Annotated in this window: 9 protein-coding genes; 3 read left to right on the top strand and 6 right to left on the bottom strand. The window is 68.2% G+C overall.

Translation table 11 applies throughout. From position 1 onward, the window contains the following. Positions 1-162 precede the first annotated feature (162 nt). Together KL771_RS17080 and KL771_RS17075 are read left to right on the top strand one after the other, a co-directional pair. Entirely contained in the window at positions 163-2,166 is a 2,004-nt protein-coding gene (locus KL771_RS17080; protein ID WP_261969745.1) for a methyl-accepting chemotaxis protein, read from the top strand. Between the two features lie 265 nt (positions 2,167-2,431). Next, positions 2,432-3,382: a glycosyltransferase family 2 protein gene (locus KL771_RS17075; protein ID WP_261969744.1), complete on the top strand. Its 951-nt coding sequence runs from the start codon at positions 2,432-2,434 to the stop codon at positions 3,380-3,382. A gap of 107 nt (positions 3,383-3,489) precedes the next feature. Here KL771_RS17075 and cysN read toward each other — a convergent pair whose 3' ends face one another. From cysN to KL771_RS17045, 6 genes are all read right to left on the bottom strand, one after another. Beyond that, positions 3,490-5,430 (bottom strand): sulfate adenylyltransferase subunit CysN, encoded by a 1,941-nt coding sequence (cysN, locus tag KL771_RS17070; protein ID WP_390867031.1) that lies wholly within the window; start codon positions 5,428-5,430, stop codon positions 3,490-3,492. After that, the gene (gene cysD, locus KL771_RS17065) at positions 5,430-6,431 is read right to left on the bottom strand and encodes a sulfate adenylyltransferase subunit CysD (protein ID WP_390867029.1); all 1,002 of its coding nucleotides are present in this window, start codon (positions 6,429-6,431) and stop codon (positions 5,430-5,432) included. The genes cysN and cysD overlap by 1 nt, the downstream gene beginning before the upstream one ends. A 159-nt stretch (positions 6,432-6,590) precedes the next feature. Then, positions 6,591-7,478 carry a 3'(2'),5'-bisphosphate nucleotidase CysQ gene (cysQ, locus tag KL771_RS17060; RefSeq protein WP_261969742.1) on the bottom strand — a complete coding sequence of 296 codons (888 nt, stop codon included), beginning with the start codon at positions 7,476-7,478 and terminating at the stop codon, positions 6,591-6,593. A gap of 57 nt (positions 7,479-7,535) precedes the next feature. Next, a complete protein-coding gene (locus KL771_RS17055; protein ID WP_261969741.1) occupies positions 7,536-9,194 on the bottom strand; it encodes an AMP-binding protein in 1,659 nt (552 codons plus the stop codon). A 69-nt stretch (positions 9,195-9,263) separates the two neighbouring features. Next, on the bottom strand, positions 9,264-9,791 hold the full coding sequence (locus KL771_RS17050; protein WP_261969740.1) for a CAP domain-containing protein: 528 nt from the start codon (positions 9,789-9,791) through the stop codon (positions 9,264-9,266). A gap of 90 nt (positions 9,792-9,881) precedes the next feature. Beyond that, on the bottom strand, positions 9,882-12,527 hold the full coding sequence (locus tag KL771_RS17045; protein WP_261969739.1) for a DUF3772 domain-containing protein: 2,646 nt from the start codon (positions 12,525-12,527) through the stop codon (positions 9,882-9,884). 319 nt (positions 12,528-12,846) lie between these two features. On the opposite strand from KL771_RS17045, the gene KL771_RS17040 reads away from it, so the two are divergent. Then, positions 12,847-13,692: a YihY/virulence factor BrkB family protein gene (locus tag KL771_RS17040; protein WP_261969738.1), complete on the top strand. Its 846-nt coding sequence runs from the start codon at positions 12,847-12,849 to the stop codon at positions 13,690-13,692. The last annotated feature ends 71 nt before the right edge of the window (positions 13,693-13,763 follow it).

Genomic DNA, 13,763 nt, shown 5'->3' with positions numbered 1-13,763 from the left:
GGCGCCGCGCGGCGCCCCCCCCCAATCCGACACCGTTTCGCGCTCCGCCGGGCAGGCTTTCGCATGTCCTTAATCCGACTTTAAGCCCGACCCGCCAACACTGAGCAAAATCGATATGGACTGAGATTTTTCGGACATCGGTCGCGGGGCGGGGTGAACGGAATGGTCGCATTGACACTAAGGGCCAAGCTCTTCGGCGGCTTCGGACTGGCGGTGCTGGCGCTCGTCGGCGTCGGCACGGTCGGCCATATGGGATTGACGGCGGCGACCGACTCCTTCAGCGCCTTCCGCCACACGGCCGACCAGACGCTGGCCGTCCATCAGACGTCCGACGCCTTGAACAGCATCGGCTTGGCCGTGATGCAGTATCGCGCAACGGGGGCGGAAACTGCCGCCACACAGGTTGCCGAGGCCGCGCGGACGATCGCCGCCCGGGACGCCGACCTGCAGGCTCTGTTCAAGGGCAGCGAGATGGCCGACCGGCTCTCAGTCGCAGCCGGCCGGGTCCAGGACTATCGCGCCGCCTTCGAAAGCTACCGCACAGCGCATGGCGCCTTCCGCACCCTGCAGCAGGAAGTCTACGAGATCGGCGACAAGGCCCGCGAGAATCTCGCCCGCGTCATGGCGGCCGGCATCCGCGACGAGGATGTGTTCGCGCTCGGCCTGGCGGCGAAAGGCCAGCAGGAACTGCTGATGGCCCGCACTCATGCCGAACGCTTCGCCACATCCGAAGCGGCCGCCGACATGAAGGAAGCGCAGATCCGGCTGAACGAGGTGACGCGTGTCATCAGCAACTTGAAGATCGTCGCCAAGGCGGACGACGTCCGCGACCTGATGCCCGAAGTCGCCGATCAGATCGACGCGCTGACGACGAAACTCGATGCCTTCGCCGAGAAGGTCGCCGAGATGCGCGCCATCCGCGAGACCCGGCTCGACCGCCTCGGCCCCCAGGTGCTGAAAGACTACGAGGCGGTCGTCGCCGATGTCGTCTCCCGCCAGAACGCCATCGGCCGCGCGGCGGAAGCCGGCATGGCGGCGGCCAAGGTCTGGACCTTCGCGGTCGGCGCCGCCTTCGCCGCGCTCGCGATCCTGATCGCGGTTCTGATGAGCCGTTCGATCTCCGGCGCGATCCTGGCGATTGCCGGCTCGATGAACGAGCTCGCTTCGGGTCGTCTGGGCATCACCATCTTCGGACGCGGCCGCAAGGACGAGATCGGGCGGATGGCCGAAGCCGTGGCGGTGTTCCAGGCCAACGCCCTCGACAAGCAGCGCATGGAGCGCGAACAGGAAGAGGCCAAGTCCAGCGCGGAGGCGGACAAGCGGCGCCTCCTGGCGCAACTGGCCGACAGCTTCCAGCAATCGGTCGGCGGCATCGTCAATTCGGTCGCCAGCGCCGCGGCGCAGATGCAGTCGACCGCCGCGACGCTGACCACCGCGGCCGACCAGACCAGCCGCCAGTCAGTCGCCGTGTCGTCGGCTTCCGAAGAGGCCTCGACCAATGTCGAGACGGTGGCCGCCGCCGCCGAGGAACTTGCCGCCTCCGTCAGCGAGATCGCGCGCCAGGTCGAGCAGTCGAGCGACATGTCCCGGCGCGCCGTGGGCGACACCGAGAGCGCTAACGAGAAGGTCCGGCGCCTCGCCGCCGCCGCCCAGAAGATCGGCGACATCGTCGGCATGATCACCAACATTGCCGGCCAGACCAATCTGCTCGCCCTGAACGCGACCATCGAGGCGGCGCGGGCTGGCGAGGCCGGGCGCGGCTTCGCGGTGGTCGCCTCGGAGGTCAAGGCGCTGGCCGAACAGACCGCCAAGGCGACCGCGGAGATTTCGACCCAGATTGCCGATATCCAGACCGCGACGGGCGCCTCGGTCGAGGCGATCCGCGGGGTCGGCGAGACGATCGCGACCCTGAACCGCATCGCCGGCGCCATCGCGGCCTCCGTCGAGGAGCAGAGCGCCGCGACGGCCGAGATCGCCCGCAACGTGCAGCAGGCCTCGCACGGCACGGCGACGGTTTCGGGCAATATCGCCGGCGTCGGCAAGGCGGCCCGGGAAACCGGCACGGCGGCCGCCCAGGTGCTCGACGCCTCGTCCGAACTGGCCCGCCAGGCCGAGCGCCTGCGCGGCGAGGTCGACGGCTTCACCAACCGCATCCGGGCGGCCTGAGCCGGCCCCGGTCCGCTGGGCCGGCACCCGGCACGAAACTCAGCCGCGCACCTGAAGTCCGCCGCGCGCCCCGGCCGGGCCGATGCATCCGCCCTGCCGGACCCGGCCCCTCGCCTTCCCTCCCGGGTCCCCGCCCCTCCTCTCGGGCATCGCCCCCACCGACGGCAACGGCGCCGACGATCCGGCGCCGGAACGGCTGGAAGATTCGGCGGCAACCGCGTATGCGATTGCGCTCAGGTTCCCGCCAGGATGGACAGATCGAGGCATGCGGATCGCTGCGATCACCAACGCTTTCAACGAGCCGGAGTTTCTGCCCTTCTGGGTCGAACATCACGGTCGCCAGGTCGGCTTCCGCAACCTCTATGTGGTCACGCATGGGGTGGACCCACGGCCGCGCTGGCTCGACCGGCGCGTCCAAGTCATCAACGTGCCGCTGGACGAGTTCGACGAGACCCGGCGCGCCCGCTTCATGACCCAGCTGCAGCATTTCCTGCTCAGCTGCTACGATTGGGTCGTGATGTCGGACGCGGACGAACTGATCGTCGCCGACCCGTCACGCTATTCCGGCCTCAGGGACTATCTGCGCAAGAATCCCGGCGTGCCGACCTTCAACACGGTCGGCTTGAACGTCGTGCAGAACCGTGCGGCCGAAGCGCCGCTTCAGCCGGGCAGACCGCTGTTCCGGCAACGCGCCTATGTCCAGTTCTGGGCGCACTATTGCAAGCCGGCGGTGACCAGCGTGCCGATCGTCTGGTCGGTCGGTTTTCACGAATGCAACCGGCCGCGCCATCAGACCGACGACCTCTACATGATCCATCTGCGGGCGGTCGACGAAACGATCGCCCGCCGTCGCAATGCCCGTCTGAATGCACTCAAGATGAGCCGGAACACGATCGACAAGAAGCACTCGGTCCAGTTCACCTTCGACCGCGACCGTTATCTCAAAATGCTGTTCCCGTCAGATCGCGGCCTGTTCGAGCGCGCCCCCGCAGAGACGGATTTCCGCATGGAGATTGAGCACATGCGCCGCCATCCGAAGGATCTCAAGTTCGTCGGACCGATCGCGCGCATGCCGGTGCGCTTCGCGGATTCGGTCCGCCTGCTCGAAGGCCGCATCGGCCTGGTGGGACGGATCAACCGGATCGCCCACGCCCTGAGGCGCCTCCGCCGCAACCAGCAGGCCGGCGCCGTCCGACGGGACCCGAATCCGGCCTGACGCGGTCGTCCCGCTGCACCGACCGGCGCGGACCGCATGCCGGCATGAGAAAGGCCGGATCGTCACCGACCCGGCCTTCCGCATTCACATCGGTCGGCCATCGCCGGTCAGGCGATCAGGCCGCGCTCGCGCAGGCTCTCGATCAGCCGGTCGGCCATCTCCTCGGCTGTGCCGGCCGTGGTATCGAGCCGGATTTCCGGATTGTCCGGCGCCTCGTAGGGGCTGTCGATGCCGGTGAAGTTCTTCAGCTTGCCGGCCCGCGCCTTGGCGTAGAGGCCCTTCACGTCGCGCGCCTCGCAATCCTCGATCGGGGTATCGACATAGACCTCGATGAACTCGCCAGGTCCGACCAGATCGCGCGCCATACGTCGCTCGGCGCGGAATGGCGAGATGAACGAGACCAGCACGATCAGGCCGGCATCGACGAACAGCTTGGCCACCTCGCCGACGCGGCGGATGTTCTCGACGCGGTCGGCCTCGGTGAAGCCCAGGTCGCGGTTGAGGCCGTGCCGGACATTGTCGCCGTCGAGGATGAAGGTGTGCCGCCCCATGGCGTGCAGCTTCTTCTCGACGATGTTGGCGATGGTCGACTTGCCCGAGCCGGACAGGCCGGTGAACCACAGCACGGCGGGCTTCTGCGCCTTCAGCGCCGCATGGCTCTCCTTGGACACGTCGATCGCCTGCCAATGGACATTGGTGGCGCGGCGCAGGCCGTAGGAGATCATGCCCGCCCCGACCGTCGCATTGGTGAAGCGGTCGATCAGGATGAAGGCGCCGGTCTCGCGGTTGGATTCGTAGCTGTCGAAGGCGATCGGCTCGGACAGCGACAGATTGCAGAAGGTCACCTCGTTCAGCCGCAATTCCTTCGCGGCGAGATGCTCGAAGGTGTTCACGTCGATCTTGTGCTTCAGATCGGTGACCGAGGCGGTGACGGTCTTGGCGCCGCATTTCAGGAGATAGGACCGGCCGGGGAACAGCGGTTCGTCATGCATCCAGATCAGATGCGCGGCGAACTGGTCGGCCACCTCCGGACGATCGTTGGCGGCGGCGAGCAGGTCGCCGCGGCTGATGTCGATCTCGTCCTCAAGCGTGATGGTGACGGCATCGCCGGCCGCAGCCTGGTCCAGGTCGCCGTCATAGGTGACGATGCGCTTGACCTTGCTGGCCTTGCCCGACTTGGCGACCACGAGCGTGTCGCCGGGCGCGACGCGGCCCGACGCGATGGTGCCGGAGAAGCCGCGGAAGTCGAGATTCGGGCGGTTGACCCATTGCACGGCCATGCGGAACGGCCGGCTGGCGCGGTCCTCCTCGACATCGACCGTCTCCAGATGCTCCAGCAGCGTCGGCCCCTTGTACCAGGGCATGCGCTCGGAGCGGGCCGTGACGTTGTCGCCGTAGCGGGCCGAGATCGGGATCGCGGTCAGCGTCTTGAAGCCGAAGCCGCCGGCGAAGGCCTGGTAGGCCTGCCGGATCTGGGTGAAGATCTTCTCGTCGTAGCCGACCAGGTCGATCTTGTTGACCGCCACGATGACATGGCGGATGCCGAGCAGCGACACGATGAAGGAATGCCGCCGGGTCTGCGTGACGATGCCGTGGCGGGCGTCGACCAGCAGCACGGCCACATCCGAGGTCGAGGCCCCGGTCGCCATGTTGCGGGTATACTGCTCGTGGCCGGGCGTGTCGGCGACGATGAACTTGCGCCGCTCGGTGGTGAAGAAGCGATAGGCGACGTCGATCGTGATGCCCTGCTCGCGCTCGGCCTCCAGGCCGTCGAGCAGCAGCGCGAGATCGATCTCCTCGCCGGTCGTGCCGTGCTTGCGGCTGTCCTTCTCGAGCGCCAGGAGATGGTCCTCGAAGACCAGCTTGGTGTCGTAGAGCAGGCGGCCGATCAGGGTCGACTTGCCGTCGTCGACCGAGCCGCAGGTGAGGAAGCGCAGCAGGCTCTTCTTTTCCTGGGCGGCGAGATATTCGGCGAAGGCCTCCGGGCTCTCGACCGGCGAGGCGACCGAGGGCGCGGCCATGGCGGCGGGGGACGCGGACGTGTTCATCAGAAATACCCCTCGCGCTTCTTCTTTTCCATCGAGGCCGCGTCGTCGTGGTCGATCAGACGGCCGGACCGCTCCGAGGTGCGGGCGATCAGCATCTCGCGGACGATTTCCGGCAAGGTGGTGGCTTCGGATTCGAAGGCGCTGGTCAGCGGATAGCAGCCGAGCGTTCGGAACCGGATCAGACGGGTCTCGACCGTCTCGCCGGGCGCGACCGGGAAGCGGTCGTCGTCGAGCATCAGGATCTGGCCGTCGCGCTCCACGGTCGGCCGCTCGGCCGCGTAGTAGAGCGGCACGATCGGGATGTTCTCGGCCATGATGTATTGCCAGATGTCGAGCTCGGTCCAGTTCGACAGCGGGAAGGCGCGGATCGATTCGCCCTTGGCGACGCGGCCGTTATAGAGCTGCCAGAGTTCCGGGCGCTGGTTCTTCGGGTCCCAGGTATGGGTCGCGGTGCGGAACGAGAAGACGCGCTCCTTGGCGCGGCTCTTCTCCTCGTCGCGGCGCGCGCCGCCGAAGGCTGCATCGAAGCCGTACTTGGTCAGAGCCGCCTTGAGCGCCTCGGTCTTCATCACATGGGTGTAGTAGGACGAGCCGTGGCTGAACGGCGTCACGCCCTCGGCGATGCCGTCCGTATTGGTGTGCACGATCAAGTCCATGCCGAGCCGCCGGGCGGTCTCGTCCCGGAACAGGATCATGTCCCGGAACTTCCAGGTCGTGTCGATATGCATCAGCGGAAAGGGCGGCTTCGAAGGATAGAAGGCCTTCATCGCCAGATGCAGCATCACGGACGAGTCCTTGCCGATCGAATAGAGCATGACCGGATTGCGGAACTCGGCGGCGACCTCGCGGATGATGCGGATCGATTCCGCTTCGAGGCGCCTCAGATGCGTGGTGCGGTCGATGGACAAGGCGAAAGTCCTCTGGTCGGCAGAGCGTGCGGGGAGATCGGCTGCAGCCGCTGACGCGCCGTCCGGCGCGGTCCCCCGTGGAAGCCACCGCATTTAGGCGGAATCGGGACGCCCGGCAAGCGCGGCTGAAATGCTATGCTTCGGCCCTTGGTCGCAAGTTCCGTCGGCGCGGGGGGGCGACGGGAGTCCGATTGCGCGCCGGCGCCGATTGCGAGCATGCCGGCGATGCCGGACCTCCGACTTTTGGAATGCTCATCCGCCCGTCGACGCCGGTGCCGCGGCCGCCGCGACAACGGCGGGAAGATCGATCCTCCCGCAGGCCAGGAACCACGGATTGGCGAAATCGGCGTCATGGGCCTGGAGCCGCTTGCCATAGGCGAGCGGCTGGCCGTCCAGCGTCACGACCGAGCCGCCGGCCGCACGCAGCACCGCGTCGCTGGCCGCCGTATCCCATTCCATCGTGCGGCCGAGCCGGGGATAGAAATCCGCCGCACCCTCGGCGATGCGGCAGAATTTCAGCGACGAGCCGGCCGAGATGCGGCTCGCCACGGCAAGGCGCGCCAGCAGGGCCTCGGTCTCCGGCCCGGCATGGGAGCGGCTGGCCATGACGGCAAGCCCGTCGGCACCGGCCGCGCGCACCCGGATCGGCGCCCAGGCGCCGGCGACGCCGTCCTCGACCGGGGCCATGAAGGCGCCGATGCCACGACCGCCGACATAGAGCCGACCCTGGGCCGGCACCAGCACCGCGCCGGCGACCGGCACGCCGTCCTCGATGATGCCGATATTGACCGTGAACTCGCCGTTGCGGGAGACGAATTCCTTGGTGCCGTCGAGCGGATCGACCAGCACGAAGACGCGGCCGAGATCGGCCGGCAGCTTGCCTTCGGAGGCCGCCTCCTCGGCGACCACCGGCACGCCGGGCAGGAGCCGCGCCAGTTCCTCCAGGATCACCGCCTCGGCGCGGCGGTCGGCTTCGGTGACCGGGCTGGCGTCCCCCTTGGCGTCGACCGCGAAATCGGTCGCATAGACGGCAAGCACCTCGCGCCCGCCGGCAAGCGCGGCGCGGGCCAGTCCGTCCAGGAGGTCGCGGTCGATCTGCATGGTGCTCGGTCCCCGGTCGTTGTTCGTGGCGCGAGCCATACAGGGCCGGGCGGTCCGGGTAAACCTCGCGCGATCCGGCCGCCGCGCCCGTCGCGGCTATTCCCAGCGCTTGCGCACCTGTTCCTCGGCCGCGTCGGCCTGCGCCCGCTCGCGGAAGAAGCGTCGGATCACCTTGCCGGAGGTGGTCAGCGGAATATCGTCGACGAAATCGATCTCGCGCGGGTATTCGTGCGCGGACAGCCGGGTCCGGACATAGGCGCGGATCTCGTCCTTGAGATCGGCCGATCCTTCGACCCCGTCGACCAGCCGGACATAGGCCTTGACGATCTCGGTCCTGAGCGGATCGGGCTTGCCGACCACGGCCGCCAGAGCCACGGCCGGGTGGCCGGCGAGGCAGTCCTCGATCTCGGCCGGGCCGATCCGGTAGCCGGCCGAGGTGATCACGTCGTCGTCGCGGCCGACGAAATGGATGTAGCCGTCCTCGTCCATCACGCCCTGGTCGCCGGTGGTCATCCAGTCGCCGACGAACTTCTCTTCCGTGGCGTCGGGCCGGTCCCAATATTCCAGGAACATGACCGGATCGGGCCGCCGGACCGCGATCTGACCGAGCGTGCCGGCGGCGACCGGCGCCCCGCCGGGGCCGATGATCGCGACCTCGTGCCCTGGCGCGGCCTTGCCGATCGCCCCGGCGCGGCTGACCCCCAGCATGGCGCAGGAAGCGAGCACGATGTTGCACTCGGTCTGGCCGTAGAATTCGTTGACGGTCAGATCGAGCGCCGCGCGCGCCCATTCGTAGGTCTCCGAGCCGAGCGCCTCGCCGGCCGAGCCGAGCGTGCGCAGGCGGAGATCGAAGCGGGCGAGCGGGTTCTCGACCGTGCGCAGCATCTTCAGCGCGGTCGGCGGGACGAAGGCGTTGCGCACGCCGTAATGGGCCATCAGCCAGAAGGCGAGATCGGGGTCGAACTTCTCGAACCGGTAGGCGAGCACCGGCACGCCGAGGGCGAGCGAGGGCAGCAGCGCGTTGAGGAGCCCACCCGCCCACGCCCAGTCGGCCGGCGTCCACATCAGGTCGCCTTCGACGGGGAAGAACTCGTGGGCGAACTGGAAGCCCGGAATGTGGCCCGGCAGCACGCGGTGGCCGTGCAGCGCACCCTTGGGCAGACCGGTCGTGCCGGAAGTGTAGATCATCATGGCCGGATCGTCCGGCCCGGTCGGCTCGGGCGAGAAGCTCGACGAAGCCTCGGTCAGCGCCTGGTGGAAGTCGACGATACCCATGCCGCCGCCGTCGACCGCCAGCACGAGCCGGAGATCCGGCAGATCGGCGCGGATCTCGGCGAGCTTGGCGAGCCCGGCCGCATTGGTGACGATCGCCGTGGCACCGGCATTGCGCAACCGGTAGACCAGCGCCTCGACGCCGAACAATGCGGCCAGCGGCAGCGCGATGCCGGCGATCTTGTAGGTGCCGAGATGGGCGATCGCCGTCTCGGGGCATTGCGGCAGCAGGATCGCGACCCGGTCGCCGCGCCGGATGCCGTGGTGGCGCAGGACATTGGCGAAGCGGTTCGAAGCCAGCGACAGGCGGTGATAGGACCAGCGATCGGTCGATCCGTCCGCCCGCCGGTGCAGGAGCGCCAGCCGGCCCGGCTCGGCCTCTGCCCAGCGATCGCAGGCGTCGCGGGCGATATTGTAGTCGGACGGGATGGCCCACCGGAAATCCCGATAGGTCTCCTCATAGGTCGACCGCTTTTCGAGCAAGGGCGGGCTCCGCGCAAGGGGAGCGGACCATACTGCCGATGCTGCAGTGCGGCAAGCCGGCCCGACGCGTCACATCGGCTCGACCAGCACCATCGCCCAGAAGATCTTGTATTTCGAGCCCGGCGCCTGCGCGGTGGCGAGACCGATGCGGGTCTTGCGCGGATCGATCATGTTGGCGTTGTGCTGCTTCAACTCGCGCCAGCCCGAGAAGGCCTCGGCGAAGGTGCGGTAGCCGGCCGTCAGGTTGCTGGCATAGCTGCGGAAGCCGATGCCGGCCGCCTTCAGTTCGCCGTCGAGCTTGGCCTCCTGCTCGGACTGTACACGGTCGAGCGCGGCCATCCGGCGCGCCTGCGTCTCGGCGATGCGGGCGAGCGCCGGATCCCAGACGAGCGGCGGGGCACCGAGATTGGCGCGGTAGTGGTTGACCATGCCGAGCGAGGAGGCCGGATCGACCGCCCCGCCGGACTGGTCGAGCCGCTGGTAGAAGGCCGGCTGGGCGGGCGGCACCTCGGGGGCGGCAGAACAGCCGGCGAGCAGGGCGGCGAGCGCCGGCGCGAGGCCGGCACGGCCGATACGGAATGCGGAGGAGAGGTTCATCGGCAGGCCTCGATGGCGCCCGCGCGCCCCCGTGGGGCCGGCCGGATGCGCAAAGGTCGGATGGCGGGAAGGCGCGTGCGGCCGGACGGTTCAGCCCCGGGCCGGCCGCGGCGCTCCATCGGGGGTCGCGCGCCCGCTCCCGCCGGCTTCCGCCCCGCCATCGCCTTCGGCCGACCGCGTTGCCGCCGGGCCGGGCGCGGCGGAAGCGAAATGGCGGGCCAGAAGGTCGCGCAGGTCGTCGAGCTGGCGGACATGCAGGTCGCGCTGGGCATAGGGGATGTCGATACCGTGAGAGCGTAAACGCTTCATGATGTCGAAGCGCAGATCGCTCTCCACCGAGAAGGCGTCGGTGACCATCGGGACGGTGCAGATCAGGCGGAACATCAGCGCCGATTCGCCGAAATCGGTGAAGAAGGCCGACGGCGCCGGGAAGATCATCACCAACCGGTGCGCCTTGGCGGCGGCCAGCAGGATCTCGCGCACCTGCTCGGGATCCGCATTGTAGGCGACGCCGACATTGACCAGAACGCGACCGGTCATGTCCCGGTGCATCCAGTTCTTGACCGTGCCGGTGATCAGCGAGGAATTCGGCACGATCAGGCTGGCGCGGTCGAAGGTCTCGATCTCGGTCGAACGCACGTTGATCTTGCGCACGAAGCCGCGCTCGGCGCCGATCTCGATCATGTCGCCGGTTTTGATCGGGCGTTCGGCGAGCAGGATCAGGCCGGAAACGAAGTTGTTGACGATCGACTGCAGGCCGAAGCCGATACCGACCGACAGGGCGCCGGCGACGATGGCCACGTTCTCCAGACTGACGCCGACCGACGAGAAGGCGAGCGCGCCGGCGACGATGTAGCCGATATAGCCGAAGGCGGTCAGGATCGAGTTCTTCAGGCCCGGATCGAGCCGGGTCCGCGGCAGGAAGCGGGCCTCCAGCCAGCCCTTGACGCCCCCGGTGACCGCGACCGCGATCATGAACACGATGACGGCGCCGAGGATCGACGACAGCGAGACGGTCAGGCCGCCGACCTTGAAGCCGAAGAAGGCCGCCTTGGCGTCCTGGATCAGGTCCTCGGAGGAAAAGCCGAGCGGCAGCAGGATCATGGCGACCACGAAACCGATCAGCGCCAGCCGGCCGAGGCCGGACAGGACCACTCCGACCTGTTCGACCGTCTCCATCCCGAAGCCCATCGAGCGGTTGAGCGACAGGCCGACGCGCGTCTCCCGCCGGAAGGTGGCCGTCAGCGCCTCGTCGACCAGGACCAGCAGGATGTAAAGCACGGCGATGTTCAGGCCGGCCCAGATCAGCTGATAGGCGATGAAACGGGAAAGGGCGACGAAACCGGTCAGCGCCGCCACGGCGCCGGCAATGGCGGCGATCCAGGCGATCGGCACCAGCCAGCGCCACAGGATCGAATGGCCGCGCTCGGCCGGCGCCGCCGAAGCCGGGCCGGGTGTCGGCACCTCCGGCCGCTTCGCCTCATCGTCGGCGGCGAGGCTGGCCGCGACGGTGCGCAGCGCCAGCATGGTCAGACCGATGTCGAGCAGGGCGAAGAGCCCGGACAGGGCGATGATCAGCGACAGCGGCGCAGCCAGCACGGGCAGGATGCGGATCACGAAAATGCCGACGCCGAAGCTGGCGGTGAGCAGACCGACGACGCGGATCAGCTGCTGGGCGGCGGCATCGGAAATGCCGATCAGCCGCCATTGCGGCTTGGTCGGCGCCAGGATGGCGAGGCCCAGGCTATAGGCGGCCGAGGCCACGGCGGCGGCGATCATCAGGGCCACCAGCGTCTGCTCGATCCGGTCGGGATTGAGATCGAGCGCCCTGAGCGCGACCAACAGCGTCATCAAGGCGATCAGCGGCAGGGCGGTGTTGACGACCACGATCGCGGCGGCGGCGCCCGACTTGGCGAAGGGCGAAGGATTGACCGCGTCCGGATTGCGGTCGGTGGCGAGCAGGAGCCGCCGACGGATCGGCCGCAGCAGCAGACCGAGGAAGACGATCGCAAGTCCCAGCACGCCGATGGCGGTCAGGCTGCCGCGGGCCATGAACAGACCGCCCCAGTCGCGCAGCAGGAAGCCGAATGCCGCGATGGTGCCCGGCAGGGCGGCGGCGGCCTCGAGCCAGAGGGTCGGGTCGAGAATGGAGCGGCTCTGCTCCATCACGGCGCGGTTGAACCGGTCGCGGCGGCGGTCCCCGATCGACTTCACGACCTCGTCGGCCTTGAGCTGGATCAGGCTCGCCTGCTTGGTGAAGCCCTGCAGTTCGGCCAACTGCTTGTCGAGCTGCGCACGATCCTGCTTGACCGCATCGGATTCGGCCGGAGGCGGCGGTTCGCCCTCTTTCGGCTTCTGCGGCGCCGGACCGAGCTGCTTGAGCCGGGCCTCGGCCGCCTGGACGCCGGGCGTGAGCTGGTCGATCAGTTCGCCGGCCTTGGCACGAACCTGTTCGGCCCGACCGCGCAGATCCGTCAATTGCCGGTCGGTCAGCGATTCGCGCTGGGTGCCCGCCGTGATCTGGTCGATCTCGACCTTCCAGGCGTTGAGCAGGGCCTGCGGGTTTTCCGGCCGCTTGACCTCCTCGACCGGCGGTGCCGCGGGCGCGGGCGCATCCTGCGCGCGGGCGGTCACGACTGGCGGCACCGGCATGACAGCCGATGCCAGCGGAGTGAGAGCCAGCACGGTTGCCAGCAGGGCGAGGCGGAAGAGACGGGCGATCAGATGTCGAAGCAAGGCGAGGTCCGGAATTCGCGTTCAGGGGCATGTGCAGTGCCGCAAAGGTGGCGGCACAATGCGGCAAAAGACCTGTCGGGTCGAGCCGGACCGGCGCCCAGGATCGGCTTCCGGTCCGTCATCTCACGCCCGGTGCCGTCGCGACGGCCGGCCGCAGGACAGAAGCCGGAATTTCCGCCCATTTCGCGGAACTGCTGACGGGCAGCCCCGTTGTGCGTTGCGTTTCCGCCGACTATGGTCCGCGCCCATGTCGGACGCCACAGAATCCCTGCTCATGAGTGCTCCATCGCCGAATGCGTCTCTCCGCGGCCTTCGGGCGATGGGCTGGGTCTTTTGGGAGGCCTTCTATTGGGGCCTGCTGCGCAACGAGTCCTTCGCGCATGCGTCGAACATCGCCTTCGCCATCCTGTTCTCGCTCTTTCCGTTCATGATCCTGATCACCGGTATCGCCGGCTACTGGGGCGGGGCCGAACTGGCGGCAGCGGCCGAGCAGGGCACCGGCGGCATCTTCGCGGTGCTGCCCGAGGAGGTGGTGCGCATCCTCAAGCCGGAAGTGACGGCGGTCCTGTCGGGCTCGCAGACCCAGGTCCTGACGGTCGGTGCGATTCTGCTGGTGGTGATCGTGACCGGACTGGTCGAAAGCCTGCGCATGGGCCTCAACTATGCCTACCGGGCCTATGATACGCGCCATTTCCTGATCCGGCGCCTCGAGGGCACCTTCTTCATGCTGGTCGGCGGCATCACCATCCTGGGGCTCGGCTTCCTGGTGATCGTGCTGCCGGTGGTCTGGGACTTCCTGATCCCGCGCGTCCCCGACATGGCGCCCTACTATTCCTACTTCAACCGGCTGCCGCTGGTCTTCTTCTCCGCCGGCGTGTTCTGCTTCCTCTATGCCGCCCATCTGTTCCTGCCGGCCCGCCGGCAGACGACCATGGGCGTCCTGCCCGGCGTGCTGGTGACGCTCGGTCTGTGGTTCATCGCCGGCCTGGTGTTCTCCTACTATTTCTCGCACTTCGCGACCTATACCCGAACCTATGCGGGTCTTGCCGGGATTATCGCCTCGATGCTGTTCTTCTACATCATCGGGATCATCTTTCTGTTCGGTGCCGAGATCAATCACGCCGTGCTGGCGCTGAAGGGCGAAGTGCCCGCCCGCAAGGCCTGACGGGCTCTCCGCACAGCTCGCGACATCGTGCCCGCTTGGCGGGCCTGACGGGCTCTCCGCACAGCTCGCGA

The organism is Prosthecodimorpha staleyi (assembly GCF_018729455.1).
GTDB lineage: Bacteria > Pseudomonadota > Alphaproteobacteria > Rhizobiales > Ancalomicrobiaceae > Prosthecodimorpha > Prosthecodimorpha staleyi.
Note: the sequence above shows the minus strand (reverse complement) of the source record. Positions and strands in the feature narration are given on the sequence as shown.

Excerpts from the sequence above, each read along its gene's own strand:
- KL771_RS17080 (WP_261969745.1), top strand. The coding sequence starts at position 163 with ATGGTCGCATTGACACTAAGGGCCAAGCTCTTCGGCGGCTTCGGACTG.
- KL771_RS17075 (WP_261969744.1), top strand. The coding sequence starts at position 2,432 with ATGCGGATCGCTGCGATCACCAACGCTTTCAACGAGCCGGAGTTTCTG.
- cysN (WP_390867031.1), bottom strand. The coding sequence starts at position 5,430 with ATGAACACGTCCGCGTCCCCCGCCGCCATGGCCGCGCCCTCGGTCGCC.
- cysD (WP_390867029.1), bottom strand. The coding sequence starts at position 6,431 with ATGCGGTGGCTTCCACGGGGGACCGCGCCGGACGGCGCGTCAGCGGCT.
- cysQ (WP_261969742.1), bottom strand. The coding sequence starts at position 7,478 with ATGGCTCGCGCCACGAACAACGACCGGGGACCGAGCACCATGCAGATC.
- KL771_RS17050 (WP_261969740.1), bottom strand. The coding sequence starts at position 9,791 with ATGAACCTCTCCTCCGCATTCCGTATCGGCCGTGCCGGCCTCGCGCCG.
- KL771_RS17040 (WP_261969738.1), top strand. The coding sequence starts at position 12,847 with ATGGGCTGGGTCTTTTGGGAGGCCTTCTATTGGGGCCTGCTGCGCAAC.